At 42.6% G+C, this 26,451-nt stretch carries 24 protein-coding genes and 1 tRNA gene; 19 read left to right on the forward strand and 6 right to left on the reverse strand.

Annotated elements, in window-relative coordinates; genetic code table 11:
* Positions 1 to 19 precede the first annotated feature (19 nt).
* From rlmB to EUBREC_RS06450, 3 genes are all read left to right on the forward strand, one after another.
* Positions 20 to 787, forward strand: coding sequence for a 23S rRNA (guanosine(2251)-2'-O)-methyltransferase RlmB (gene rlmB / locus EUBREC_RS06440; protein WP_012742302.1), 768 nt, complete (start codon positions 20 to 22; stop codon positions 785 to 787).
* A 63-nt stretch (positions 788 to 850) separates the two neighbouring features.
* On the forward strand, positions 851 to 1,456 hold the full coding sequence (locus EUBREC_RS06445) for a sigma-70 family RNA polymerase sigma factor (RefSeq protein ID WP_012742303.1): 606 nt from the start codon (positions 851 to 853) through the stop codon (positions 1,454 to 1,456).
* 12 nt (positions 1,457 to 1,468) lie between these two features.
* Positions 1,469 to 2,125 (forward strand): adaptor protein MecA, encoded by a 657-nt coding sequence (locus EUBREC_RS06450; RefSeq protein ID WP_015516168.1) that lies wholly within the window; start codon positions 1,469 to 1,471, stop codon positions 2,123 to 2,125.
* Between the two features lie 78 nt (positions 2,126 to 2,203).
* Here the strand turns inward: EUBREC_RS06450 and EUBREC_RS06455 are convergent, their stop codons facing one another.
* Both EUBREC_RS06455 and EUBREC_RS06460 read right to left on the reverse strand, forming a co-directional pair.
* Positions 2,204 to 2,563: a response regulator gene (locus tag EUBREC_RS06455; protein WP_012742305.1), complete on the reverse strand. Its 360-nt coding sequence runs from the start codon at positions 2,561 to 2,563 to the stop codon at positions 2,204 to 2,206.
* Between the two features lie 4 nt (positions 2,564 to 2,567).
* A complete protein-coding gene (locus EUBREC_RS06460) occupies positions 2,568 to 3,146 on the reverse strand; it encodes a chemotaxis protein CheC (protein WP_015568707.1) in 579 nt (192 codons plus the stop codon).
* A 130-nt stretch (positions 3,147 to 3,276) separates the two neighbouring features.
* On the opposite strand from EUBREC_RS06460, the gene EUBREC_RS06465 reads away from it, so the two are divergent.
* Both EUBREC_RS06465 and EUBREC_RS06470 read left to right on the forward strand, forming a co-directional pair.
* Complete coding sequence (locus EUBREC_RS06465) at positions 3,277 to 5,184, forward strand: BMP family ABC transporter substrate-binding protein (protein WP_012742307.1); 1,908 nt, start codon at positions 3,277 to 3,279, stop codon at positions 5,182 to 5,184.
* On the forward strand, positions 5,184 to 5,774 hold the full coding sequence (locus tag EUBREC_RS06470; RefSeq protein WP_012742308.1) for a metallophosphoesterase family protein: 591 nt from the start codon (positions 5,184 to 5,186) through the stop codon (positions 5,772 to 5,774). Before EUBREC_RS06465 ends, EUBREC_RS06470 begins: the two co-directional genes overlap by 1 nt.
* Before the next feature lie 277 nt (positions 5,775 to 6,051).
* Here EUBREC_RS06470 and EUBREC_RS06475 read toward each other — a convergent pair.
* Positions 6,052 to 6,123: transfer RNA gene (locus EUBREC_RS06475), tRNA-Thr, on the reverse strand.
* A gap of 93 nt (positions 6,124 to 6,216) precedes the next feature.
* A complete protein-coding gene (locus EUBREC_RS06480) occupies positions 6,217 to 7,029 on the reverse strand; it encodes a lytic transglycosylase domain-containing protein (protein ID WP_012742309.1) in 813 nt (270 codons plus the stop codon).
* 189 nt (positions 7,030 to 7,218) lie between these two features.
* Between EUBREC_RS06480 and EUBREC_RS06485 the strand changes: the two genes are divergently transcribed.
* Entirely contained in the window at positions 7,219 to 8,487 is a 1,269-nt protein-coding gene (locus EUBREC_RS06485; RefSeq protein ID WP_012742310.1) for a diaminopimelate decarboxylase, read from the forward strand.
* 4 nt (positions 8,488 to 8,491) lie between these two features.
* Here EUBREC_RS06485 and EUBREC_RS06490 read toward each other — a convergent pair whose 3' ends face one another.
* Positions 8,492 to 9,229 carry a helix-turn-helix domain-containing protein gene (locus EUBREC_RS06490; protein WP_012742311.1) on the reverse strand — a complete coding sequence of 246 codons (738 nt, stop codon included), beginning with the start codon at positions 9,227 to 9,229 and terminating at the stop codon, positions 8,492 to 8,494.
* A 340-nt stretch (positions 9,230 to 9,569) separates the two neighbouring features.
* Here EUBREC_RS06490 and EUBREC_RS06495 point away from each other — a divergent pair, with 340 nt between their 5' ends.
* The 12 genes from EUBREC_RS06495 to fliD all read left to right on the forward strand — a co-directional run bounded on the left by EUBREC_RS06495 (position 9,570) and on the right by fliD (position 20,847).
* A complete protein-coding gene (locus tag EUBREC_RS06495) occupies positions 9,570 to 9,845 on the forward strand; it encodes a hypothetical protein (protein WP_012742312.1) in 276 nt (91 codons plus the stop codon).
* A 6-nt stretch (positions 9,846 to 9,851) separates the two neighbouring features.
* Complete coding sequence (locus EUBREC_RS06500) at positions 9,852 to 11,825, forward strand: fructose-bisphosphatase class III (protein ID WP_012742313.1); 1,974 nt, start codon at positions 9,852 to 9,854, stop codon at positions 11,823 to 11,825.
* 11 nt (positions 11,826 to 11,836) lie between these two features.
* The gene (locus EUBREC_RS06505; protein WP_012742314.1) at positions 11,837 to 12,379 is read left to right on the forward strand and encodes a hypothetical protein; all 543 of its coding nucleotides are present in this window, start codon (positions 11,837 to 11,839) and stop codon (positions 12,377 to 12,379) included.
* Positions 12,367 to 13,047 carry a response regulator transcription factor gene (locus EUBREC_RS06510; RefSeq protein WP_012742315.1) on the forward strand — a complete coding sequence of 227 codons (681 nt, stop codon included), beginning with the start codon at positions 12,367 to 12,369 and terminating at the stop codon, positions 13,045 to 13,047. The genes EUBREC_RS06505 and EUBREC_RS06510 overlap by 13 nt, the downstream gene beginning before the upstream one ends.
* A 44-nt stretch (positions 13,048 to 13,091) precedes the next feature.
* On the forward strand, positions 13,092 to 14,567 hold the full coding sequence (locus EUBREC_RS06515) for a sensor histidine kinase (protein WP_012742316.1): 1,476 nt from the start codon (positions 13,092 to 13,094) through the stop codon (positions 14,565 to 14,567).
* An 80-nt stretch (positions 14,568 to 14,647) separates the two neighbouring features.
* A complete protein-coding gene (locus tag EUBREC_RS06520; protein WP_306719135.1) occupies positions 14,648 to 15,364 on the forward strand; it encodes a DUF4352 domain-containing protein in 717 nt (238 codons plus the stop codon).
* Between the two features lie 43 nt (positions 15,365 to 15,407).
* On the forward strand, positions 15,408 to 16,307 hold the full coding sequence (locus tag EUBREC_RS06525) for a chemotaxis protein (RefSeq protein ID WP_015516160.1): 900 nt from the start codon (positions 15,408 to 15,410) through the stop codon (positions 16,305 to 16,307).
* 69 nt (positions 16,308 to 16,376) lie between these two features.
* The gene (locus tag EUBREC_RS06530) at positions 16,377 to 17,912 is read left to right on the forward strand and encodes a hypothetical protein (RefSeq protein WP_118332440.1); all 1,536 of its coding nucleotides are present in this window, start codon (positions 16,377 to 16,379) and stop codon (positions 17,910 to 17,912) included.
* A 1-nt stretch (position 17,913) separates the two neighbouring features.
* A complete protein-coding gene (gene hisH, locus EUBREC_RS06535) occupies positions 17,914 to 18,528 on the forward strand; it encodes an imidazole glycerol phosphate synthase subunit HisH (protein WP_012742320.1) in 615 nt (204 codons plus the stop codon).
* Between the two features lies 1 nt (position 18,529).
* A complete protein-coding gene (gene hisF, locus EUBREC_RS06540; protein ID WP_012742321.1) occupies positions 18,530 to 19,291 on the forward strand; it encodes an imidazole glycerol phosphate synthase subunit HisF in 762 nt (253 codons plus the stop codon).
* A 16-nt stretch (positions 19,292 to 19,307) separates the two neighbouring features.
* Positions 19,308 to 19,985, forward strand: a complete 678-nt coding sequence (locus tag EUBREC_RS06545) for a uracil-DNA glycosylase (protein WP_012742322.1) — start codon at positions 19,308 to 19,310, stop codon at positions 19,983 to 19,985.
* 142 nt (positions 19,986 to 20,127) lie between these two features.
* Positions 20,128 to 20,847 carry a flagellar filament capping protein FliD gene (fliD, locus tag EUBREC_RS06550; RefSeq protein ID WP_080515336.1) on the forward strand — a complete coding sequence of 240 codons (720 nt, stop codon included), beginning with the start codon at positions 20,128 to 20,130 and terminating at the stop codon, positions 20,845 to 20,847.
* A 91-nt stretch (positions 20,848 to 20,938) separates the two neighbouring features.
* Here fliD and EUBREC_RS06555 read toward each other — a convergent pair whose 3' ends face one another.
* On the reverse strand, positions 20,939 to 22,579 hold the full coding sequence (locus EUBREC_RS06555) for an ABC-F family ATP-binding cassette domain-containing protein (protein WP_012742324.1): 1,641 nt from the start codon (positions 22,577 to 22,579) through the stop codon (positions 20,939 to 20,941).
* A 284-nt stretch (positions 22,580 to 22,863) separates the two neighbouring features.
* Here EUBREC_RS06555 and nifJ point away from each other — a divergent pair, with 284 nt between their 5' ends.
* Positions 22,864 to 26,421 carry a pyruvate:ferredoxin (flavodoxin) oxidoreductase gene (gene nifJ, locus EUBREC_RS06560; protein WP_012742325.1) on the forward strand — a complete coding sequence of 1,186 codons (3,558 nt, stop codon included), beginning with the start codon at positions 22,864 to 22,866 and terminating at the stop codon, positions 26,419 to 26,421.
* Positions 26,422 to 26,451 lie beyond the last annotated feature (30 nt).

The raw sequence follows: 26,451 nt of genomic DNA on the forward strand, positions 1-26,451 counted from the left end.
CACAAAATAAGAGGAAAATATGGATAACAACAATAAAGAAAAATTTCATGAGAATTATATAGAGGGCAGAAATGCTGTGCTGGAGGCTTTCCGTTCGGGAAAGACAATAGACAAGCTTTTTGTGCTTGACGGCTGTCAGGACGGACCAATAAAGTCAATCACAAGAGAGGCCAGAAAGCATGATGCAATCATAAACTATGTTGCAAAGGAAAGACTTGATCAGATGTCTGAGACAGGCAAGCATCAGGGTGTCATTGCAGTTTCAGCAGCATATGAGTATGCCGAGGTTTCGGACATACTGGAAAATGCCGAAAGGAAGGGCGAGCCGCCTTTTATCATCATACTTGACGGTATAGAGGATCCACACAATCTTGGCGCAATAATCCGTACCGCAAATCAGGCGGGTGCACATGGCATCATCATACCAAAAAGGCGTGCAGTGGGACTTACCCCTACAGTGGCAAAGACGTCTGCAGGTGCGATAAACTATACACCTGTTGCCAAGGTTACCAATATCTCAAATACCATAAAGGAGCTTAAGGAAAAGGGTATGTGGTTTGTATGTGCTGATATGGGTGGCACTACAATGTATGACTTAAACCTCACAGGTCCTATAGGTCTTGTCATAGGCAATGAGGGTGACGGAGTCAGCAAGCTTGTAAAGGAAAACTGTGATATGACAGCTTCTATTCCTATGGTGGGCGATATTGACTCACTGAACGCATCGGTTGCGACAGGCGTGCTTGCATATGAGATAGTCAGACAGAGACTTAAGAGTGGAAAGTAGATTGCATGTCGCTGGATGAGTGGTGTATTATGAATTGTATATTTATAGAATAGGAAGCATATAGTGGAAGATTACAGCGCATATACGGATGAAGAGCTTATTATGAGGATTCATAATGACAAAAATGACCATGGTGACAACAATGAAATCATGGACTATATATTGGAAAAGTATAAGCCGCTTGTGCGTAAAAAGACGAATGCACTCTACCTGATAGGCGGTGAGAATGATGACCTTATTCAGGAGGGCATGATTGGCCTGTTTAAAGCGGTCAGAGACTATAAGAGCGACAAGGAAGCATCTTTCTACAGTTTTGCACAGCTATGCATCACAAGGCAGCTTAGCTCGGCGCTTGAGGCTTCAAACCGAAAGAAACATATGCCGCTTAACACATATATATCCTTTTCGCAGAGTGACAGTGATGGTACAGAGTTTGAGGAAATGTTGCAAGATGATATTGCAAGTCCTGAGCAGCTTCTCATAGAGAAGGAAAAATTTAAGGAATTTAAGGAACAATTGTGGAATAAACTGAGTAATATGGAGAAAAAAGTGCTACAATTGTATCTGGAAGGAAATAATTATACATCGATAGCGCATATGCTTGGAAAATCAGACAAATCAATTGACAATGCACTATCCCGTATCAGACAAAAGCTAAAAAGAAAGTAGGTGAAGCTTGTTATGGAGTTTTCAAGAATAGGTGAACACACTATAAAATGTGTTATTTCAGAAGAAGAAATATATGATCTGGGATATACAATGGATGAAATTATGAGCAATGGCGAGCGCACCCAGGAATTCATGAACCAGATATTTGACATGGCTTCAGAAGAGTTTGGAACTGATTTTAATTCGGGAATCAAGACTGTGAGAGCAGATTTTTTGGCGGATCACACACTTTCTCTGACATTTTCTGAACATCCTGCTACTGAGGGCATGATGGAGCATCTTAAGGATATCGTTAATGGATTGCTTAATTCGCTGCCGGCTGAGGCTGCAGAGAATGAGAAAAATAAAAAAGGCAGGACAACTGCAAAAAAGCAGGATATGGTGTCTGTTGTAATGTTCATTTTTGAAAAATTTGATGTGGCTGTCAGATTTGCAAAGATGATTAAAGGACTGCCAATGCCATTCTCACAGCTTTTTAAGTTTGAGGGAGAGTACTTTATGAGCATGGATTTATCGGGCTATGATGAGCATGAGCTTGAAAAGATGTCTGTCATAGCAGATGAGTATGCAGATGATATCATTGCAGGGGCTGACAAAAGGGCTTTTCTTATGGAGCATGCAAAGGTTATTCTTGATGACAAGGCTATTGAGAGTCTTGCGCAGCTGTGAAGGTACTGAACAGTTACAAAAATATAATAAAACAAGGTCTGTCAGCTATACTGACAGACCTTGTTTTATATGTAAATATTATCCAAGTACTTTTCTGATTGACTCGATAACACGGTCAGCCTGAAATGGCTTAACGATGAAATCCTTGGCACCTGACTGGATAGCGTCAATAACCATAGACTGCTGTCCCATAGCAGAGCACATAACGCATGTAGCATTTGGGTCAGCTGCTTTAATTTCCTTTAAAGCCTGGATGCCATCCTTATTTGGCATAGTGATGTCAAGTGTTACAAGATCAGGCTTGAGCTCATTGTACTTTGCAACTGCCTCATTTCCGTCAGCAGCCTCGCCTGCAATCTCGAATCCACCCTTTGTAAGGATATCCTTCAGCATCATTCTCATAAATGCTGCATCATCAACTATTAAAATTCTAGCCATTTTGTTAAACCTCCTGTTTGATAATCTGTTTTACTATGCTTATTGGATACAACTGTAAGAGATCACTGTCTATTAAATCTCCAACAGTCAGCCTGAATGTCACCTTGACAATATCTGTTCCGTTACACAACTCGTCCGGTATATCAAAGGTCTTCTGATAACTTGAATTGATAAGCGGAAAACCTATGTCGGTTGGCTCGTTTAAGAGCGAAGACATTGATGTAGCTATTGTACCACACATCTGGTTCATAGCCTCCGATATGGCGGAAAGTGTGATTTCATCAAGTGTCATATCAGAAACATTACTTCCGTTGCCTCCCATCATGAGATTGGCAATAACCAATGCATCATTTAATTTTATAATAAGTAGGTTGGTTCCGTCAAGTCCTTTTGTGTAAGGAACCTTAATTAAAATTCGATCATCATGATCGAGAGCATCCTCTTTTTTCAAAACCTCTACAATCGGAGTCGTAATATTTGTCGGTTTTTGTAGAATCATGCTCAGTGTTGTGGCTGCATTGCCTATGCAGATATTGGCTACTTCGCCTATGATATCGGCATTTTCCCGAGATATATTTTGCATTATTTTATCCTCCATATGACTGTGGTACCTATTTCCTAACATATATTATATCAGAGTTTTTAAAAATATCAAAGGAAATGTTTAATTTTTTTGAATTTATGTTAAAATAGTTTCAAAAGGAGATTACAATATGGGTGAAACAGAATATTCAGAAGCATTAAAGCTGGGAAAAAAAGAATACAGGGCAAGGATAGCTAAAGGACAGTTTCCTTATCTGCCAGTGCTTGATGAAATCTTATCAGAGGCAGATATTCAGACAGAGCAGAATATGGGGCTGGTTCATGTGCCTTTGGATTTCGTTGTAGGAACAAGCACCATGGGAAGGACATATTCATTTGCGGCAAATTTTATGCCGATATTGGACTGGGAAACCGAATTTGCAGTGAAGTGGTCTAATCTGTCAGATGCACAGATGAATGAGGGAATCAGAGATCCAATCAAGGCATTTGAGTACATGAACAGGTATTATGTGCTTGAGGGCAATAAGAGGGTCAGTGTACTCAAGTACTTCAACGCCGTTTCGATTCCTGCAATTGTGACCAGAAAGATTCCAAAGCTGTCGGATGATTATGATGTGAGGCTTTATTATGAGTATATGAAGTTCAATGAAATCACGGGGCTTTGCTCGGTGGAGTTTACGAAGCTGGGCAATGCTGATAAGCTTCTTTCGCTTGTTGGAAAAGAGGGCAGATGGGATGATGAGACCAAGGAAAAATTTGCCAAGGTAATGTTTGATTTTTCAAAGGTCTATAATTTCCGCGGTGGTGACAGGCTGGACATTAAGCTGGGTGATGCTATTACAGTATTTATGGAGGTCTTTGGCATGGATGCCATGCTTGAGATGTCTGAGAATGATTACAACAAAAACGTCATCAATACATGGAAGGAGTTTGCAGCAGAAGGGGAAAAGCACAAGATAAATCTGGTGCTGGATCCGAAAAAGGTGCAGACCAAAAAGAGTCTGCTCAATTATCTGATTCCTCAGACACCGAAGAAGCTTAAGGTGGTATTTTTGTATCCGAGAGAGCCAAAGACATCTGCATGGCTGTATTCGCATGAGCTTGGGCGTATGTATCTTGATGAAACCTTTTCAGACAAACTGGAGACAGAATATGTGGCAGGTGTAGATGAGAACAATGTGGAGCAGGTGCTTGAAGATATCATAAAGTCCGGTGCCGATATAGTTTTTTGTGTGGGACCGCAGATGATGCCAAACAGCTTAAAGGTGGCTGTTGAGCATCCGGAGGTTTATATACTCAACTGTTCGCTGAATGCGCCTCATCCTTATATCAGAACATACTATGGACGTATGTATGAGGCAAAGTTTCTCGCAGGAATGATAGCAGGAGCTGTCACAGACAATGAAAGGGTTGCATATATTGCAGACTACCCGATATATGGCATGATTGCCAATATCAACGCGTTTGCTCTGGGAGTTGCAAGTGTGAATCCAAGGGCAAAGGTATATCTGGCATGGTCAAAGACAAAGGATTATGACAGGAATAAATTCCTTACAGAAAATGACCTGCATTATGTGTCGGATCAGGATATTATCACTCCGAATGACGCGTCCAGATATTTTGGCCTGTATAAGCTGCAGGATGGACAGGCATTAAACCTTGCCATGCCTATATGGAACTGGGGAGTGTTTTATGAGAAGCTTTTGCAGAGCGTACTTGCAGGCTCCTACAAGGCTGAAGGGCAGGAACAGGTTAAGGCACTTAATTACTGGTGGGGCATGTCTGCAGGTGTTATTGACCTGATTTGTTCAAAGCATGTACCTTATGGAGTGAAAAGGCTTGCGGATCATTTAAAGAGCGATATCACAAAGGGTGAGGTTGTGCCGTTCTTTGGACAGATATATAATCAGAAGGGAGAGCTTAAAAACAAAGGTGAGCACGAGATGAAACCGTCTGATATCATGAAAATGGACTGGCTTGTAGATAATGTTGTAGGTAGTATTCCGCCTATGAGTGAGTTTGTTGACAATGCAAAGATGGTGGTTGAACTAAAGGGTGTAGAGGAAAATAAACTGTAATGAAGATACTATTCTTAGCTGATGAAGAGTCGAAAATGTACTGGGAATACTTTAAGAAAGAGGATTTTAAAGGAATTGATATTATTGTATCATGTGGAGACTTAAACCCGAGCTATCTGTCCTTTCTGACAACGATGGTTGGAGTCCCTCTTTTGTATGTGCATGGCAATCACGATGACAAATACAATGTAAAGCCGCCGGAAGGCTGCATATGCATTGAGGATGAGATTTACGAATATGAGGGTGTACGGTTTCTTGGCCTGGGAGGCTCAAACCGTTATAAACCGGGAGAAAATCAGTATACTCAGAAGGAGATGACAAAGCGTGTTAAGAAGCTGTGGTGGAAGCTTAAACGTAAAAACGGCTTTGATGTGCTTGTCACCCATTCGCCGGCAAAGGGACTGCATGATGGTGAGGATACATGTCATACAGGCTTTGATGTGTTTAACAGGCTTATTGAGCAGTATAAGCCAAGGTATTTTGTGCATGGACATGTTCATATGAGTTACGGCAGGCAGTTTGTCAGGCTTGACAAGGTGGGAGAAACTACTGTTATCAATGCATACGAGAAATATATTGTTGAAATATAGAATATTTCTGCCGGATTAAGAGTTTGTTTGTAGATATTTACCAAATTTAAGAAAATATTTATCACATGGCTATATTTAGGACACAATTAAGTGTTACTATAATATCATCAAAAGGAGCTGTTGTATTTCAACTATGTGTTGGGGTACACTCAGTTCCGACTAAAAATTATTCATGTGCACAGAATTGACGTCGCATATGCTTTTCCTCATATACATTGAATGCCACAGGCTTTATGTCTGTGGCATTCAATATATAAAATAACTATTTCTTTAAATAAGCTGATGACGGGAATTGAACCCGTGACCCCTTCCTTACCAAGGAAGTGCTCTACCTCTGAGCCACATCAGCAACTATCAACTTGCTAAGTTTACTATATACATCAGCATTTGTCAAGCCACTTTGAATTAAAATATAATTTTATGTGAGTCAGAATACAATTTATTATGAATTATAGTATGCCATAACCTTTGCTACATAGTTCTGAGTTTCTTTAAATGGCGGAATGCCGCCATATTTGGCTACGTTGCCGGAGCCTGCATTGTAGGCAGCTAAGGCCAGTGATTTGTCACCATTATACTGGGTGAGCTTTTCACTTATGTACCTGGCGCCACCCATGATATTCTGGTATGGGTCGTAGGCGTTTGTGACACCAAGTGAGGCAGCGGTCTGTGGCATGAGCTGCATGATACCCATGGCACCTGAACGGCTGGTGCACTCTGTGGAGAAGTCAGACTCGCACTTGGCGATAGCCTTAAGGAATTTGGCATCCACACCGTATTTTGAGGCAGCCTCATTAAAAATTGCATCAAGATCGGCAGAGCATGACAAACCGGAAGCTTCGAGTTTTACGGAGCTGCTGCTAATTCCTGAGGCTCCGGAAGCTGCTGCATTATATGTATTTGTATCTGAGCTGATGCCGGCTGGAGAACCGGAATAAGCAGCTGTATTATTAACTGCGGCAGAAGGAGAAACTGTATTACGGCAAAGCTCGATATTTATACCATTTTGATCAAAGAACCTCTGTACAAGCGACATATCAACTGAGCCACCGTTACTTTGGGCAATCAGTCTGTCAATGGCAACAGCAGCTTCAGCCATTTTTGCATCGTCAAGCACCTGATCAAAATCAGCACCGGTGCTATTGACAGCGGAGCTGCTATTGGAAGGAATGTTATCACCGGTTACAGCAGCCTGACCGGTAGTTATATTATTTTTTGGTGTATTATCAATATACTGAAGTACTTTAATGTTCATTTTCCTGTTTCCCTTTATATCTTAATTTAAATAGTTATATCAGTTTTGAATAGTTATATCAACTATACTTAAAAAAGTAAAGACATTTACCTAATGAGAAATTATACCATAAAAATTCTTGAAAATATACCCATTTTGTTGTAGCATATGTTTTAGTACACTTTACTATGTAAAAGTTAGGAGATAAACATGAAAAAGACACCATTTGTGACAAAACAACAGGTAGAGGAGATTGTTAAACAATTTCCTACACCATTTCATTTATATGACGAGGCTGGCATCCGTGCCAACGCGCAGGCTGTAAAGGATGCATTTGCATGGAATCCGGGTTTTAGAGAGTATTTTGCTGTAAAGGCTACCCCAAACCCATATCTGCTCAAGATTTTAAAGGATTATGACATGGGCTGTGACTGCTCATCATACACAGAGCTTATGCTTGCAAAGTCATGCGGCTTCGACGGAGAGCATATCATGTTTTCATCAAATGATACACCGGCAGAGGAATTTGCATATGCAGACAAGCTTGGTGCTATCATCAATCTCGATGATTTCACACATATTGATTTTTTGGAGGAAACAATCGGACATATTCCGGAGACAATAAGCTGCAGATATAATCCGGGTGGAGTGTTCACACTGTCAAACGGTATTATGGACAATCCGGGAGACTCCAAGTATGGAATGACAAAGGAACAGCTTTTTGAGGCATTCAAAATTCTTAAGTCAAAAGGCGCTAAATACTTTGGCGTGCATGCATTCCTGGCAAGCAATACAGTAACCAACGAGTATTATCCACAGCTTGCAAAGGAGCTTTTTGAGCTGGTTGTTGAGCTTAAAAATGAGACCGGCTGCGATATTAGATTTGTAAATCTTTCAGGTGGAGTTGGCGTGGCTTATAAGCCGGATCAGACACCAAACGATATATCAGTTATCGGCGCCGGTGTACATAAGGTGTACGATGAGGTTTTGGTACCGGCAGGAATGGGCGATGTGGCTATTTACACAGAGATGGGACGTTTTATGATGGCTCCGTATGGCTGTCTTGTGACAAAGGCTATCCATGAGAAGCATATCTACAAGGAGTATATAGGAGTAGATGCGTGTGCGGCAAACCTTATGAGACCGGCTATTTACGGCTCATACCATCATATCACAGTGCTCGGCAAGGAGGATGCACCTTGTGACCATACATATGATGTGGTAGGCTCACTCTGTGAGAACTGTGACAAGTTTGCAATTGACAGACAGCTTCCGAAGATTGATATGGGAGACTATCTGGTAATCCATGATACAGGAGCACACGGCTTTTCAATGGGCTACAATTACAACGGACGACTTCGCTCAGCAGAGATATTGCTCGAAAGCAATGGAGAGGCAAAACTCATCAGAAGAGCAGAAACTCCGGCAGACTACTTTGCAACCTTTGACTGCTTTGATGATATTAAAATAACAGAGTAATCTGCTAGCGCACCTTGCAGAGCACGTGTCCGAATTTTATCCATTTGCTCATATCATCAACATTATCGCTGTCGACATAAAAGGTCTCACCGTAATTGTTGATTGGTGTGAGCTCACATGGGTTTTTCTGATGCAGTTTTCTGATGTATGCACGCTTGTTCTGTGCGTTGATAAAGATACCGGTATCGCCGTCGCGGATTGGGTTTCGACTGATTAGAAGTATATCGCCTTTATTATATACAGGATGTAGATGATTGCTTGTGATGCGGATTCCGATGTGAAGGGCATCACCGAAGGCTTTTCTGTAATTTGAAACATCAAGCTTTTCGACATTGTAGGAGTCCAAAATCATGCCGTCGGTCATATTGCCTGTCGGGATGAGGACGGAAATCAGATCCTCCGTATGACAGCTTTCATCCTTGTAGGCAGATAGCGCAAGCTCAGTGTCTATAATCGAGTCTATAAGTATGCGCTGGCTTTTGGAAAGCTTTTTGATGCGCTTTACAAGGTTTATTACATCATCATTGAAGCCTGTTAGTTCGCAGGAAAACCGTCCTGTCAGCTTGTATATCAGGTAAGCGGTGTAGACGTCTATACGAGAGGATTCTCCGTTTGCTATCCGCTTGTAGGTGGAGAGTGACATATCAAGTGCTTTTGCAAACTGTGCCTGGGACATACCAAGCTTTATGCGTTCGCGCTCAATATTTGTCGATATGTTATTTACTATTTCAAGTCGGTTCATTTATGAGCTAATCTCCCTTCTTTTTAAAAAAATAAACTCCAAATTTGGTCAAGTATTGACATGCGCAATACACTATAATGGTTATTGTTGAAACATAAATAAATATATAAGAAACGTCAATTACTGTCAAATTAGAATGTTTGTTATATAAAAAGGGAGGTGTCCTGAAACTTAATTAGTGTAAGCTGAATGCAGCTTACACTTTTTTTATTTAAACAAATGCAGCTTTATTTATAATAAATATCAAAAAACTTTTTTGAAATAAATGTGTCTGAGGCATTGATTAGAGCACCGCTAATTGGTACAATGTTTTATTATATACAAAAGAGCAGGTGAATATATGTCGCTAAGTTTTAGAAAGTGGCGGGAAATGGCGCTTACTGACTACCCGGTAGTGAGTGATAAATACTACAAGAAGGTGTACGAAAACATAGCCACAGATCCGCAGACAGGGGAGAGTATACTTGTACAGCTTACATTGCAGGGAGTTTTGGATAAGTGCGAGGGTACTAATTTTGAGGAGCCAATCAGAAAGTGCATTATGAAGTGTGTATACACGGGCTGTAAGCTTGAAAAGGAAATAAATAAGGTGATGAATCAGTATTACGAGGTCTAGATATAAATGAATGATATAGCAATTGATAAAGAACACTTACATTATTTGGAACAGCTGTCGGAGATGTATCCGACAATAGGCAAGGCATCATCTGAGATTATCAATCTGCAGGCTATTTTAAACCTGCCAAAGGGCACAGAGCACTTTGTATCTGATGTGCATGGTGAGTATGAAGCCTTTTCCCATGTGCTGAAAAATGGTTCTGGGGCTGTAAGAAAGAAGATAGATGATGTATTTGGTCTGGCGATGGACAAGGCTGACAAGGCTGCGCTTGCCACACTCATCTACTACCCAAGGGAAAAGATGGAGCTTATTAAGCAGGACGAGCCGGATATGGACTCGTGGTATAAGACGACTCTTTATAAGCTGATAGAGGTGTGCAAGACCGTTTCGTCAAAGTATACGCGCTCCAAGGTGAGAAAAGCTTTGCCGGAGGAGTATGCATATGTTATAGAGGAGCTCATCACAGAAAAGCCGGAGGTGTTAAACAAGGAGGCTTACTACGAGTCAATCATCAATACAACAGTGGAGCTGGGTACTGCGGAGGAGTTTATAGTGGTGCTTTCAGAGCTTATTCAGAGACTTGCTGTTGACCATCTGCATGTGCTTGGTGATATATACGACAGGGGAGCGGGGCCGCATCTGATAATGGACAGGCTGTGCAGATATCACTCGCTGGATATACAGTGGGGCAATCACGATATTATCTGGATGGGGGCAGCCGCAGGAAATCCTGCATGTATTGCAACTGTTGTCAGAAACAGTATCAGATATGGTAATCTGGACGTGGTCGAGGAGGGCTATGGCATAAATATGCTTCCGCTTGCTACGTTTGCACTGAAGGCTTACAAGGATGACCCATGCACCAGATTTGTGTTTAAGGTGGCTCCAAGTGGCGCAGATAATATGGAGAGTGATCTGATAAAGAAGATGCACAAGGCCATTGCCATCATACGTTTCAAGCTGGAGGGACAGCTCATTAAGAAGTGGCCTGAGTATGGCATGAAGGAACGATTGCTTTTGGAACATATTGATTATGAACAGGGCACTATAGATCTTGAGGGCAGAACTTATAAGCTGCTTGATACAAGCTTTCCAACAATTGACCCGGCTGATCCTTACAGGCTGACAGAGGGGGAAGAGGAAGTCATACAGAGGCTCAGGAGCTCGTTTATTCATTGCGAGAAGCTTAAAAACCACGTTGGGCTGCTGCTTAAAAGAGGCAGCATGTACAAGGTATATAATGGCAATCTGCTTTTCCACGGATGCATCCCCATGGAGGAGGATGGAAGCTTCGCAAAGGTAAATATCTACGGTAAAGAGTATAGTGGCAAGGCTTTGTTTGATATACTGGAGACTTACGTCAGAAAGGCTTTTTTCTCGGACGACAGGCTGGAAAGACAAAAGGGCAGCGATATCATGTGGTACATATGGACAGCACCATATTCTCCGCTTTATGGCAGAAATAAGATGGCTACGTTTGAGAGATATTTTATAGATGACGATGATATGAAAATAGAAAAGAAAAACTTTTATTATGAGTATATAAACAAGCCTGAGTGTGCGCAGCGTATACTCGAGGAGTTTGGTTTGCATGATAAAAGAGACCATATCATAAACGGACATGTTCCTGTACACAGATTAAGAGGTGAAAGCCCTGTGAAGTGCGACGGCAGAGTGATAGTCATAGATGGTGGTTTTTCAAAGGCGTACCGCAGGCGGACAGGCATCGCGGGATATACCTTGATTTACAATTCATATGGGCTGACATTGACAGCGCATGAGCCGTTTGAATCACCGGAGACGGCAGTAAGGGATGAGAGGGATATCGTATCAAGGCGTGAGGCTGTAGAGGTACTTGATAAGAGAATACTTGTCGGAGATACGGATGCCGGAATAAAGATGAAGGAAAAGATAGCTGATCTAAAGCATCTCATTGCGGCATATCGTTCGGGTGAGATTGCAGAGCGCGATGATTAGAAAGAGGGAATATGATGTATGTAGTTGATGGGTTTGAGTTTCAGACAAAGGAAGAGGCAAGGCAGGCTAAAAAAGAAAGTGACGGAATACGATATATAAAGGATCAGACTGATATGTCTGACCCGGATACGGTATACAAGCTGTATTTAAGGCTTAACAAGCCGGGGTATTTTTTTACTCCTGTAGGGCTATCGTTTCTTGTTGAACTGCAGGAATATCTGCATACAATCCCATATATCAAGAATGAGGATATCCGTCCGATTTATATTCCTGAGGATAAAAAAGCGGTTGTCGAGGTAAAAAAACAGACGGAAGGCTATAAGAAAAAGTTCCATGTGGCATTGTTTTTTACTATTGTATTATCGGCTGCCATAGTAACTATGTTTGGCATCACATATGTGAGTGGACACAGTCCGTATGTGGTGGACTACGAGAATGAGCTGATAGACAAATATGAAAACTGGCAGAAGGAGCTTGAAAAAAGGGAAAAAGCAGTAGAAGAGAGGGAAAAAGCACTGGATGAAAGGCAGGATGCAACAGAGTGGACAAAATAAAGATACTGGTGGTAGATGACGAGAGCAGGATGAGAAAGCTCGTGCATGATTTCCTTGCAAGGGAAGGGTACGAGGTACTTGAGGCCGGAGACGGCGAGGAGGCACTTGATATATTTTATCAGCAGAAGGACATAGCACTGCTGGTGCTCGATATAATGATGCCAAGGATAAATGGCTTTGAGGTATGCCGTGAAATCAGACAGACTTCAAAGGTGCCGATTATTATGCTTACAGCTAAGGGCGATGAGCGTGATGAATTAAACGGCTTTGACATTGGTGCTGATGAGTACATTTCAAAGCCATTTTCTCCAAAGATACTGGTGGCCAGGGTAAATGCTCTCCTTCGCAGGGCGAATAAACTGGGCAAGGAGGCAGTAATAAGCGAGGCCGGTGGTATTGTTATGGACAAGACGGCGCACACTGTAGCTATTGATGGCAGGAATATTGAACTTTCGGTAAAGGAATTTGAGCTTTTGGATTACTTTATGAGCAATCAGGGGATTGCTCTTACCAGGGAGCGCATACTTGATAGTGTGTGGAGCTATGATTATTTTGGCGATGCGAGGACTATTGATACACATGTGAAGAAATTAAGAAGCAAGATGGGCGCTAAAGGCGACTATATAAAGACTGTCTGGGGTGTGGGATATAAGTTCGAGATACAGTAAGTGTTAAGCTTAGGACTAATGGATTCGGGATAAGAGGTGTCACCATGAAAAAGAAAAAAACGCTATCCACGCAGCTTACGTTTGTGATTTCATTCATTGTACTTCTGATAGTAGGCGTGTTCTGGATGGCTAATAACACACTGCTGGAAAAGTATTATGTATATAACAAGGAAAAAGAGATGCTTGCGGTATACAAAATGGTGGACCTGGCTGCAAAAAATGATAAACTTTCAGATGATACGTTTGCTGTAGCATTTGAAAAGAAATGCGTTGGCGCCAATATAGATGCGGTTGTGTTCAACAAATACGGTAAGGTCATCATTGAGGGAACCACTGACAATCAGGAAATATTCCAGCTGCTTTTGGAGGCAAGCATGTCGTCGTATTCGGCAGACTACAACAACCTGAATATGACAAGGCAGAAGGATAAAAGGCTGGGGACAGAGTATATCATCATAAATAACAGACTGATTGACGGTAACTTTGTATACATGAAGACACCGCTTGAGAGCATTAAGGAGAGCGTGTCTATATCGAACCGCTTTTTTGCAATAGGCACAGTGGCTGCTATTGTTGTGGGAGTGTTTATGGCATATATTGTTGCTCGCAACATGACCAGGCCGATAAGAAATATGACTGAGCTGTCGACAAGGATGGCGAAGCTTGATTTTGATGCGAAGTACATTGATACGGAAAACAGTGCAAAGGAGCTTTATGTGCTTGGTGAGCATATGAATGAGCTGTCGCAGACACTTGAGCAGACCATCACAAGACTAAAGGTGGCAAACAATGAATTACAGCGTGATATAAAGAAAAAAGAAGAGATTGATGAGATGAGAAAGGAGTTTTTGTCAAATGTGTCACATGAGTTAAAAACTCCGCTTGCTCTGATCTCAGGCTATGCTGAGGGGCTCAAAGAGGTCGTAAATGACGATGAGGAGAGCCGTAACTTCTACTGTGATGTCATCATGGACGAGACTGACAAGATGAACCGCATGGTTATGAAGCTTTTATCTCTCAATCATCTGGAGGATGGCAGTGATGTGCTTGAGATGACGAGGTTTGATCTGACACCGCTTGTCAGAGGGGTTATAGACTCATCTAAGCTTCTGGCACAGAAAAATGAGGCTGCAATTGAGTTTGACCGCACCGATTCCGTATATGTGAGCGGTGATATATACAAGATTGAAGAGGTTGTGACAAACTATATCAGCAATGCGATAAATCACTGCACAAGAGGTGGTACTATCACTGTATCATACAGCATGTACAGCGACCGTGTGAGGGTCAGTGTGTTTAACACGGGAGAGCCGATACCTGATAAGGATATAGAAAATATATGGAATAAGTTCTATAAGGTGGATAAGGCTAGAACAAGGGAATATGGCGGAAGCGGCATAGGACTGTCTATAGTAAAGGCAATTATGGAACTGCATCACAGAGGGTATGGTGTCATAAATCACAAGGATGGTGTAGAATTCTGGTTTGAACTTGAGTTATTTATTGCAAACAATCAATAAATGTGTTACTATATGTATTATTAGGATAAAAGTCATAGAATAAGAATGGGTTTATTGCAATGATGGGAAGAAATATAAAAATGGCAGCTGTGGCATTTACAGCAATTATAACGTTGACAGGCTGCGGAACAAAATTATATGATATGACTGATGAGGAACAAGGCCTTATCGCTAATTATTCAGCATATGTTGTTGCAAAACACAATATATACCAGCAGGATGGCATGACTAACGCTACGGAGAAACGTGGGGATATGGAGGATGCTGACGACACTGAGAAAGTGGACGAGGCGTCACCTGATAATTCACTTTCGCAGGATAATAAGACATCTGAAGCTGGAAATGATAAGAGCAGCAATTCGCAGAAAGAGCCTTCTGCCACGCAGGAAAAGAAGGTGTCACTTGCCGAGGCAACAGGCTACGGCAGCCTTGAAATTACATATGATGGAGTAAACGAGTCAGATGTGTACAATGAGGGCTCATACTATTCTATAACGGCAGGAAGCGGTAATACTTTTGCGGTTATGAAATTCACTCTTAAAAATCCGACAGACGAGGATATAAATGTTGATATGTTTGGCAATGCCAGGACATATAAAGCCACTTTCCCCGATGGAAAGGAATACACGGCTGAGGGCACATTCCTTACATATTCCCTTAATACTTTTCAGGGAACCGTAAAGGCGCACGATGCGGTTGATGTGGTGCTGCTTTTCAAGATACCTCAGGGTACGGCATGTGACAATATTAAGATGTCGGTTATAAAAGATAACGAAAAAAGTTTGATTGAATTATAAAACATATGATATACTTAGATTACTAAGAGGTGGAGGTTGTATTATGGATACGAACATATTATTGGAGTCAGGAACAAACGAGCTTGAAGTGCTTGAATTCACGTTGGGAGACAATCACTACGGAATCAATGTCGCAAAGATCAGAGAGATTTTGCAATATATGCCGGTCACTCCTGTTCCGAATACTCATCCGAGTGTTGAGGGAATATTTATGCCACGTGACACAATGATTACGGTTATCAATTTAAAGAATTGTCTTAATCTGCCACAGACGGATGAAAAGGGCTTATTTATCATTACGAATTTTAACAAACTCAATGTGGCATTTCATGTAGATCAGGTTATCGGTATACACCGCGTATCGTGGGAGAATATCATAAAGCCTGACGAGACACTGACGGGCGAGCATGGCAGCACTGCTACAGGTGTTATCAAAATGGATGACAGGCTTATAGTTATCCTTGATTTTGAGGCTATAGTTGCTTCTATTAGTCCACAGACAGGACTTAGGGTTAATGATATCGATGAGATGGAGGCAAGAGATAGGAGTGATGCTACAATTCTTATCGCAGAGGATTCGGCTTTATTGTCAAAGCTCATCACCGAGTGCCTTAAGAAGTCGGGATATACCAATCTCATAGTGGAAGAGAATGGTCAGGAGGCCTGGGATGTGATAGAGGCTATGCAGGCAAAGGGCGATATTACAAAGCATCTTGACTGCATTATAACTGATATTGAGATGCCACTCATGGATGGACACAGACTCACAAAGCTTGTAAAATCAGATGCAGAGCTTAGAGATATACCGGTTATCATATTCTCTTCACTGGTAAATGAAGAGATGAGGAAAAAGGGTGAACAGCTTGGAGCAGACGCACAGCTTACAAAGCCTGAAATCGGAAAGCTTGTAGAGGCGATTGACAAGCTGATTGATAAAGCATAATATATTTAGATACAAGGGGTGTGGCTTGTTTAGCTGCACCCTTTAATGGATTATAGATGGAGAATACTAATGAGCGATAAATCGACAGAAAACTATCTGGACAATTTGCTGGATTCAATGAATAAGCTGCAGGATACAGATACGAAGATGTCTGGGGCTGATCAGGATGAATTCCTCAAAAAGTTTGAGGACGAGCTTGAAAATGAGACATATGATGAGTATCTGTCGAACTTTGAAAAGGAACTTGAGAGGGAAAATGAGCAGGCCAAGGGTCAGGCTCTTAATGTACAGACTCCGGCTCCTGATGACAAGGATGCTTCACTTGATGATATGCTCACTGAGTTTGACCGCAGGATGAAGGAACAGGAGACTCAGGGAGATAAACAGGAAAACAAAGCAGACAATAATCTAAGCGATGCGGTATTTAATTTTACACCGGCAGATTCTGGGATAGAGATGATGGATGCAAACATGCCGGAAATGGCTGAGAATCCCAAACAGGAGGAGACTCCGGAGAGTATAATAACAAATGAACCTCAGATGGTTGAAGAAATAGGAGAGCCGGATTTGGCAGGAAATGCATCAAAGGATATACTTGACATACTGGGTAGTGATGGTCTGGATAATATCGGTGATCTGCTTGAAGGAAAAACCGGTGAGACAGGGGCTGATATAGATGATTATGCAAGCAGCCAGATGAAAGTGCACGAGACGGCTGATGCAGCAGTTGATGCACAAGATACTGAAAAAAAGAGCCTTTTAAAAAGAATAATATCATTTTTTACAAAAGAGCCGCAGTCAGATGATGTCACAGATATACAGAGCACAGCAGAAGGTGCAGAAACTGACGCAAAGACACTCTCAGATGAGAATAAGCAGATACTTGAAGCGCTGGATGCTGACGGAGAGCTAAACGAAGCCACAGATAAGCCAAAGAAGGGCAAAAAGCCTAAAAAAGAAAAGAAGCCAAAAAAACCTAAAAAAGAAAAAAAGCCAAAGGCTCCAAAGGAAAAGAAGGAACGCATTGGATGGGAGAAGGGACCTAAGCTTCCTAAGGGACCTGTTATAGTAATCTGGGTATTTGTTATGTCGATAGTTGTGTTTGTTCTCATATGCACCTTTTTGCTCGGAAACAACTCCAAAGTGACTGATGCTCAGAATACGTACAATCAGGCAATAGCTGATCTGGGACAGAATAAAGCTGATTCAATAGAACTGTATACAAAGGCCTACAGCAGGCTGAGCGGCTTGAAGCTTTCGGGTGACGATAAGCAGTTGTACAATAAGCTGTCGGTGCTTGCATCAGTGTCAGGTAAGTATGATGCCTATAAGAGCTTTAGCGATTCAGGCTATGTAACCATGGCAGCGGATTCCTTAGTATGTGCGGCAGGACGATGTGCTGTAAATGCAGACAATGCAAAGGAATACGGATGTGAGCTGCAGCTTGAGCAGCTTAAAAACATTATTTCTGATACCCTGAGCAGTCAGTATGGCTTATCATATGATGATGCCATTGCTCTATATAATATAGATGATAGAGATGACTATACACTGGCACTGACACAGAAATTAAATGAATTAGGCATTAAAGAGGAGACAAAATGATATGATTGCAATCATCGATTATGGAGCAGGCAACCTGCGAAGTGTGGAAAAGGCTCTTACAGCTATAGGCGAGGAGAGTATTGTGACCAGAGACAGGCATGAGATTTTAAATGCCGATAAGGTAATACTTCCCGGAGTAGGAGCTTTTGGAGATGCAATGAATTCGCTTAAAAAATACGAGCTGGACAAGGTGATTCACGAGGTTTGTGACATGGACAAGCCATTTCTTGGCATATGCCTGGGACTTCAGCTATTATTTGAGGGAAGCGATGAGAGTCAGGGCGTTGAGGGGCTTCATGTGCTTGACGGACAGATACTTCGCATACCAGATAAGGAAGGACTTAAAATACCTCACATAGGCTGGAATTCACTTGATTTACAGAACAATGGAAGGCTGTTTAAAGGTCTTTCAGAGCATCCGTATGTATATTTTGTGCATTCGTACTATCTGAAAGCCGCTGATGAAGCAATTGTCACAGCAACGACAGAGTACAGCACACACATTCATGCGTCTGTAGAGAAAAACAATGTGTTCGCCTGCCAGTTCCATCCGGAAAAGAGCAGCACAGTCGGACTTTCGATACTTAAAAATTTTGCAGGGATAGGGGAGGCATAATATGTTTACGAAGAGAATAATCCCATGTCTGGATGTGAATAACGGACGTGTTGTTAAGGGCATAAACTTTGTCAATTTAAGAGATGCAGGTGACCCGGTTGAGATTGCGGCTGCTTATGATAAGGCAGGTGCAGATGAGGTGGTTTTTCTGGATATTACGGCGTCAAGCGACAACAGAAATACTGTTGTGGATATGGTCAGAAAGGTTGCTGAAAAGGTGTTTATACCGTTCACTGTGGGCGGCGGCATCAGAACAGTCGATGATTTTAAGGCACTTCTTAGAGAGGGTGCGGACAAGATTTCAATAAATTCAAGTGCCATAAACACACCGCGGCTTATCAGCGACGCTGCGGATAAGTTTGGCAGCCAGTGTGTGGTTGTGGCAATCGATGCAAGGCGTCGTGTTGACGGAAGCGGCTGGAATGTATACAAGAACGGAGGCCGCATAGATACAGGCCTTGATGCCATTGAATGGGCTGTTAAGGCAAATGAGCTTGGAGCGGGAGAGATACTTCTTACAAGCATGGACTGTGACGGCACAAAGGATGGCTACGATATCGAGCTTACAAGGTTTATTGCCGATAACGTTTCTGTTCCGGTTATCGCATCGGGCGGTGCAGGCACAAAGGAGCATTTTTACGAGGCTCTGACCGAGGGAAAGGCGGACGCAGCGCTTGCAGCTTCACTTTTCCACTACAAGGAGCTTGAAATTATGGATTTAAAGAATTATCTGGCAGATAAAGGTGTGTCGGTCAGAAGATAGGCGGGAGATAAAGATTATGAGTATGCTTGATGGCGAGTGGGCAAAGGCTGTGGGAGCCGAGTTTAAAAAACCGTATTATAGGGATTTGTACAATTTTGTAAGAGATGAATATGCCACACATGTGGTATATCCTCCGGCAGATGACATATTTAATGCCATGCATTTTACGCCACTTGACAAGGTGAAGGTACTCATCCTCGGACAGGATCCGTACCACAATGTCAATCAGGCGCATGGATTGTCGTTTTCTGTGCTTCCGTCTCAGAAGGATATTCCACCATCACTGCAGAATATCTACAAGGAACTGCACGACGATTTAGGGTGTGATATCCCCAATAACGGATACCTGAAGAAATGGGCTGACCAGGGTGTTTTACTATTGAATACGGTGCTCACTGTCAGAGCTCATCAGGCAAACTCGCATCAGGGGCACGGCTGGGAGAAGTTCACGGATGCAATCATAGAGGCTGTAAATGAGCAGGATAGACCTATAGTGTATATGCTCTGGGGACGTCCGGCGCAGTCAAAGATTCCTATGCTTACAAATCCAAAGCATCTGATATTGAAAGCACCGCATCCAAGCCCGCTGTCGGCTTACAGAGGCTTTTTTGGTTGCAAGCATTTTAGTAAAGCCAATGAGTTTCTTAAGGAGCATGGAGTGGAGCCTGTTGACTGGCAGATAGAGGATATATAAAGGACGACAATACCGGCTCATATGTTAGTAATACCTGGCTGGGTAATATCGGCAGATATTATCTTGACATAAATTGGAAAAGCGTCTATATTAAAAATATATAGAAGGTAACGGATTACATGATTATCAAAGGAGTGATACTATGAGAGGAATAGGAATGTGGGATTCATCATCCATATCCACACTGTTTTCCGGCTTTAGCAGCAGTAGAAGCAGCAATGCAGCGTCGTCTTTTATTGCCAATATGGATATGACTACATATAGCGGCATTAGAAGTGGCAGCTATTTTAAGCTTCTCAAGTCATATTATGGAAATAACCTTAATTCAAAGGCCCAGTCTCTTGTCTCATCATCTGTTTCTACATCTAAGGATTCAGCGAAGACACTTGCGTCCATCGAGTCGGAGTCAGAGGACATGGTAAAGTCGGCGCAGGCTCTTTACAAAAACAGCCGCAAGGACGATACAGATGCTACGTACAAGAAAGTGGCAGCTTTTGTGTCTGATTACAACAGCCTCATTAATGCTGCGGATGATTCCGAGACAAAGCAGATTTCGAGAAATCTTGAGTCTATGAAGTCACTTACAGATATCAATTCAAAGTCGCTTGCGAAGGTGGGAATCACAGTTGATTCCAAGTCCGGCAAGCTGTCTGTCGACGAGGATACCTTTAAAAAGGCTGATTCGACCAGGGTTGATGCACTTTTTAAGGGGAATGGCTCTTATGCTTATGCAGTTGCAAGCAAGGCTTCAATGCTTGAGTATGCTGCAAAGAATGAGGCAGAAAAGACTAACACATATGGCGCCAATGGAAGGTATACACAGGCCTATAACAGTGGATATAATTATAATATGTTTTTATAGTCAAAGACAGGCAGGGAATCACCCACCTTACTTTACGGCTTAATAAAAGAAGCATCCCGGATTGGGATGCTTCTTTTTAATTAATTAGCGTTTAGTTGTCTTTTTCATCGTCCTCGCTCATTGAGTAGACCTGACGCTTACGTGCCATCTCATCGCTATCAAGATATTCGTCGTAGGTTGTGATCTTGTCGATCATTGAACCGTTTGGCAGGAATTCTATGATTCGGTTGGCGGTTGTCTGGACTACCTGGTGGTCACGGCAGGCAAAGAGGATTACTCCCGGGAATTTTATCATTCCGTTGTTTAATGCTGTTATTGACTCCATGTCGAGGTGGTCTGTAGGCTCATCGAACATGAGTACATTGCTTCCCATGATCATCATGCGGGAGAGCAGTACACGAACCTTTTCTCCTCCGGAGAGTACACGCATTTTCTTTACTCCATCCTCACCGGCAAAGAGCATACGGCCAAGGAAACCTCGCACATATGTGGCGTCCTTGATTTCTGAGTACTGTGTGAGCCAGTCGACGATTAGCTCATCAGTATCAAAGATTGTGGTATTGTCCTTTGGAAAGTATGACTGGCTGGTTGTGACACCCCATTTATATGAGCCCTCGTCAGGCTCAAGCTCTCCGGCAAGGATTTTAAACATAGTTGTTTTTGCAAGCTCGTTTCCACCGACAAATGCAATTTTGTCATCATGGTTGACAGTGAATGAGATATTGTCAAGTACCTTTACGCCGTCGATGGTTTTTGAAATGCCCTCGACAAAGAGCACGTCGTTTCCGATTTCACGCTCAGGACGGAAATCAATGTATGGGTATTTACGGCTTGATGGACGTATTTCATCAAGCTGGATTTTTTCGAGGGCACGCTTTCTTGATGTAGCCTGCTTTGATTTAGAGGCATTGGCAGAGAAACGCTGGATAAATTCCTGCAGCTCCTTGATTTTTTCCTCTTTCTTTTTGTTTGCTTCCTTCATCTGACGGACAATAAGCTGGCTTGATTCATACCAGAAATCATAGTTTCCTGCGTAGAGCTGGATCTTACCGTAATCCATGTCGGCGATGTTTGTGCAGACCTTGTTGAGAAAGTATCTGTCATGGGATACAACGATGACCGTATTCTCGAAATTGATGAGGAATTCCTCAAGCCATGAGATGGCATCGAGGTCTAAGTGGTTGGTAGGCTCATCGAGAAGCAGTATGTCAGGATTTCCAAACAGTGCCTGAGCGAGAAGCACCTTGACCTTTATTGCACCCGGCAGATCTGCCATCAGAGTGTAGTGATCATCAGTAGATACACCGAGACCGTTTAAGAGAGTAGCTGCATCCGACTCAGCATTCCAGCCGTCCATATCGGCAAACTCAGCCTCAAGCTCGCTGGCACGGATTCCGTCCTCGTCTGAGAAATCCTCCTTCATATAGATGGCTTCCTTCTCCTTCATGATATCATAGAGACGCTTATTACCCATGATAACCGTATCAAGTACTGTAAACTCATCGTACTTGAAGTGATCCTGCTGTAAGAATGACAGTCTCTGTCCCGGAGTGATTGCGATATCACCGCTTGTAGGCTCAAGCTGTCCTGAGAGAATCTTTAAAAATGTAGACTTGCCGGCACCGTTTGCACCAATAAGTCCGTAGCAGTTTCCCTCTGTGAATTTTATGTTGACATCCTCAAATAAAGCTTTTTTACCAATTCTTAATGTAATATTGTTTGCACTAATCATTTTGTCTTTATTCAATCCTTTCCTATTTAATAACCTGTTCGTTTCTGTAACACATCGTTTCTATTTTAACGTAAAACCAGTATTTTGCAAGTGTTTTACAGGCGATTTATAGCCATTGTGCCCTTTTGTACATAAATTTTACCTTGTTAATAAATATTTTAGGGTTTTTGTACAATGTATTGCTAAAAAAACTTGATTTTTTACAGCGCACAAACTAAACTATTATGTAGAGACATTCTGATTCATGTCTATAATTGAACATTTATTTTACAGGAGGAAATATCATGTCTAGAGCAAAACAGTCGATGGATGGAAATACCGCTGCCGCTCATGTAGCATATGCCTACACAGAGGTTGCCGGAATCTATCCTATCACACCTTCTAGCCCAATGGCTGATACAGTTGATCAGTGGTCAGCAGCAGGACAGAAGAACATTTTCGGAAGCACTGTAAAGGTAGTTGAGATGGAGTCTGAGGCAGGTGCCGCTGGTACAGTTCACGGATCTCTTGCAGCTGGTGCACTTACTACAACATTTACAGCTTCACAGGGACTTTTACTTATGATCCCTAATATGTACAAAATCGCAGGTGAGAATCTTCCTTGCGTATTTGACGTATCAGCTCGTACAGTATCTTCACATGCACTGAATATTTTCGGTGATCACAGTGATGTATATGCTTGTCGTCAGACTGGTTTCGCAATGCTTTGTGAGACAAATCCACAGGAGGTTATGGATCTTTCACCGGTTGCACACTGTGCAGCACTTGAGGGAAAGGTTCCATTCATCAACTTCTTCGATGGATTCCGTACTTCTCATGAGATTCAGAAGATCGAGAAGTGGGATTATGAAGATCTCAAAGAGATGTGTCCAATGGATGCAGTTGCAGAATTCAGAGCACACGCTCTTAACCCAGAGCATCCAGCAGCTCGTGGATCACACGAGAACGGAGATATCTTCTTCCAGCATAGAGAGGCATGTAACAAGTTCTATGATGAGCTTCCAGCAGTTGTTGAGAAGTACATGGACAAGGTTAATGCTAAGCTTGGTACAGATTACAAATTATTCAACTACTACGGAGCACCTGACGCAGATCGTGTAATCATCGCTATGGGTTCTATCAATGATGTAGCTGAGGAAGTAATTGATTACTTAACAGCAAAGGGAGAGAAAGTCGGACTTATTAAGGTACGTCTTTACCGTCCATGGTCTTCAGAGGCTCTTCTTAATGCTATTCCAAAGACAGCAAAGAAGATCGCTGTATTAGACCGTACAAAAGAGCCAGGATCACTTGGTGAGCCATTATACTTAGACGTTGCTACAACACTTCGTGAAGCAGGAATGAACGATGTTGTATTAGTAGGCGGACGTTACGGATTAGGATCTAAGGATACACCACCTTCTTCAGTATTTGCTGTATATACAGAGCTTGAGAAGGATGCTCCTAAGCACAGATTTACAATTGGAATCGTGGATGATGTTACAAATCTTTCACTTCCAGAGGTTAAGCCAGCTCCTATCACATCTGCACCTGGTACAAAAGAGTGCAAGTTCTGGGGTCTCGGCGGAGATGGTACTGTAGGTGCTAACAAGAACTCTACAAAGATCATCGGTGACCACACAGACAAATACATCCAGGCATACTTCCAGTATGATTCAAAGAAGACTGGTGGTGTTACAATTTCTCACTTGAGATTTGGTGACAACCCAATCAGAAGCCCATACTACATCAACCAGGCAGACTTCGTAGCATGCCACAACCCTGCATATGTTATCCAGGGCATGAAGATGGTTCAGGATGTTAAGCCAGGCGGAGTATTCATGATCAACTGCCAGTGGTCAGATGAAGAGCTTGCTCATCACCTCAACGCTGACGCTAAGAAATATATCGCTGACAACAACATTCAGCTTTACACAATCAACGCTATCGACAAGGCTATCGAGATCGGAATGGGTAAGAGAACTAACACAATTCTCCAGTCTGCATTCTTCAAGCTTGCTGACGTAATGCCTATCGATAAGGCTGTAGAGTACATGAAGGCTGCTGCTAAGAAGTCATACTCAAAGAAGGGTGATGCAGTAGTAGAGATGAACTACAAGGCTATCGATGCCGGTGTTGACGCTGTACATAAGGTAGAGGTTCCTGAGTCTTGGAAGAATCCAGAGGCAGATGCTCCTAAGGCAGAGCGCACAGGACGTCCAGAGGTTGTTAAGCTTGTTAACGAGCTTCTTGATCCAATCGCTAAGATGGATGGAGACAGCCTTCCAGTTTCAGCATTCGCTGACAAGGCAGACGGACAGTATGTAACAGGTGCTTCTGCATACGAGAAGAGAGGAACAGCCGTTACAGTTCCACAGTGGGATCCAGAGAAGTGTATCCAGTGTAACAACTGTGCATTTGTATGTTCTCACGCTACAATTCGTCCATTCTTACTTACAGATGACGAAGTAAAGGCAGCTCCTGACAACATGAAGGTTGCTGATATGAAGCCAAAGGCAGGCGCTTACAAGTATACAATGAGCGTATCTCCACTTGACTGTATGGGATGTGGTGAGTGTATCACAGTTTGTCCTACAGCAGCTATCTCAATGCAGCCACAGGAGTCTCAGGCAGCAGAGCAGCCAGTATTTGATTACTTAGTAGCTAACGTTTCTAAGAAGACAGATGCCGGAATGGTTGATACAACACCTAAGGGATCACAGTTCAACCAGCCACTCCTTGAGTTCTCAGGCTCATGTGCAGGATGTGCTGAGACATCTTATGCTAGACTTATTACACAGCTCTTCGGTGAGCAGATGTACATCTCTAACGCAACAGGATGTTCTTCTATCTGGGGTAACCCGGCAGCTACATCACCATACACAGTAAATATCAACTCTAAGAAGGGACCAGCTTGGTCTAACTCACTCTTCGAGGATAATGCTGAGCATGGTTTAGGTATGGAAGTTGGACAGAGATATCTCCGTGACCAGGCTATCGAGCTTGTTAAAGAGATCGCTGCATCAGACAAGGCTACAGCTGAGTTCAAGGCAGCAGCAGATAAGTTCCTTGAGACAAAGGATGACACAAAGGCAAATGTTGAGCCAACAACAGCTCTTATTGCAGAGTTAGAGAAGGCAGCAGCAGCCGGATGTGAGAAATCTAAAGAAGTACTTGCTAAGAAGGATTACCTAGGAAAGAAATCTGTATGGATCTTCGGTGGTGACGGATGGGCATATGATATCGGTTTCGGTGGATTAGACCATGTACTTGCTTCTGGTGAGAACGTAAACGTAATGGTATTCGATACAGAGATGTACTCTAACACAGGTGGACAGGCTTCTAAGGCTTCTAACATCGGTGAGGTATGTCAGTTCGCAGCAGCCGGTAAAGAGACAAGCAAGAAGTCACTTTCAGAGATCGCTATGAGCTACGGATATGTATACGTTGCACAGATCGCTCTTGGAGCAAACCCAGCACAGGCTGTTAAGGCTATCACAGAGGCTGAGGCTTATCCGGGACCATCACTCATCATCGGATACGCACCTTGCGAGCTTCACGGTATCGCTAAGGGTGGTATGAACCACTGCCAGGATGAGATGAAGAAGGCTGTTAAGGCTGGATACTGGAATCTCTTCTCATTCAACCCTGCACTCAAGGCTGAAGGAAAGAATCCATTCACACTTACATCAAAGGCCGGCGACGGATCTTACCAGGAGTTCCTTAACAACGAGGCACGTTATACTCGTCTTATCAAGCCATTCCCAGAGAGAGCAGAGAAACTCTTTGCTAAGTCTGAGGAGACAGCTAAGGCACGTTATACACACCTTGAGAAACTCGTTAAATTATACGGAGAGGACTAATTCATTAGTCACGGTATATATTTTATCCCA

This window comes from Agathobacter rectalis ATCC 33656, assembly GCF_000020605.1.
Lineage (GTDB): Bacteria > Bacillota > Clostridia > Lachnospirales > Lachnospiraceae > Roseburia > Roseburia rectalis.

Coding starts and splice junctions, on each gene's coding strand:
- EUBREC_RS06480 (WP_012742309.1), bottom strand. CDS start 7,029: ATGAACATTAAAGTACTTCAGTATATTGATAATACACCAAAAAATAAT.
- EUBREC_RS06450 (WP_015516168.1), top strand. CDS start 1,469: ATGGAGTTTTCAAGAATAGGTGAACACACTATAAAATGTGTTATTTCA.
- EUBREC_RS06525 (WP_015516160.1), top strand. CDS start 15,408: ATGGATACGAACATATTATTGGAGTCAGGAACAAACGAGCTTGAAGTG.
- hisH (WP_012742320.1), top strand. CDS start 17,914: ATGATTGCAATCATCGATTATGGAGCAGGCAACCTGCGAAGTGTGGAA.
- EUBREC_RS06545 (WP_012742322.1), top strand. CDS start 19,308: ATGAGTATGCTTGATGGCGAGTGGGCAAAGGCTGTGGGAGCCGAGTTT.
- EUBREC_RS06465 (WP_012742307.1), top strand. CDS start 3,277: ATGGGTGAAACAGAATATTCAGAAGCATTAAAGCTGGGAAAAAAAGAA.
- EUBREC_RS06530 (WP_118332440.1), top strand. CDS start 16,377: ATGAGCGATAAATCGACAGAAAACTATCTGGACAATTTGCTGGATTCA.
- rlmB (WP_012742302.1), top strand. CDS start 20: ATGGATAACAACAATAAAGAAAAATTTCATGAGAATTATATAGAGGGC.
- hisF (WP_012742321.1), top strand. CDS start 18,530: ATGTTTACGAAGAGAATAATCCCATGTCTGGATGTGAATAACGGACGT.
- EUBREC_RS06555 (WP_012742324.1), bottom strand. CDS start 22,579: ATGATTAGTGCAAACAATATTACATTAAGAATTGGTAAAAAAGCTTTA.
- EUBREC_RS06500 (WP_012742313.1), top strand. CDS start 9,852: ATGAATGATATAGCAATTGATAAAGAACACTTACATTATTTGGAACAG.
- EUBREC_RS06470 (WP_012742308.1), top strand. CDS start 5,184: ATGAAGATACTATTCTTAGCTGATGAAGAGTCGAAAATGTACTGGGAA.
- EUBREC_RS06485 (WP_012742310.1), top strand. CDS start 7,219: ATGAAAAAGACACCATTTGTGACAAAACAACAGGTAGAGGAGATTGTT.
- fliD (WP_080515336.1), top strand. CDS start 20,128: ATGAGAGGAATAGGAATGTGGGATTCATCATCCATATCCACACTGTTT.
- EUBREC_RS06455 (WP_012742305.1), bottom strand. CDS start 2,563: ATGGCTAGAATTTTAATAGTTGATGATGCAGCATTTATGAGAATGATG.
- EUBREC_RS06515 (WP_012742316.1), top strand. CDS start 13,092: ATGAAAAAGAAAAAAACGCTATCCACGCAGCTTACGTTTGTGATTTCA.
- EUBREC_RS06495 (WP_012742312.1), top strand. CDS start 9,570: ATGTCGCTAAGTTTTAGAAAGTGGCGGGAAATGGCGCTTACTGACTAC.
- EUBREC_RS06490 (WP_012742311.1), bottom strand. CDS start 9,229: ATGAACCGACTTGAAATAGTAAATAACATATCGACAAATATTGAGCGC.
- EUBREC_RS06505 (WP_012742314.1), top strand. CDS start 11,837: ATGATGTATGTAGTTGATGGGTTTGAGTTTCAGACAAAGGAAGAGGCA.
- EUBREC_RS06520 (WP_306719135.1), top strand. CDS start 14,648: ATGGCAGCTGTGGCATTTACAGCAATTATAACGTTGACAGGCTGCGGA.
- EUBREC_RS06460 (WP_015568707.1), bottom strand. CDS start 3,146: ATGCAAAATATATCTCGGGAAAATGCCGATATCATAGGCGAAGTAGCC.
- nifJ (WP_012742325.1), top strand. CDS start 22,864: ATGTCTAGAGCAAAACAGTCGATGGATGGAAATACCGCTGCCGCTCAT.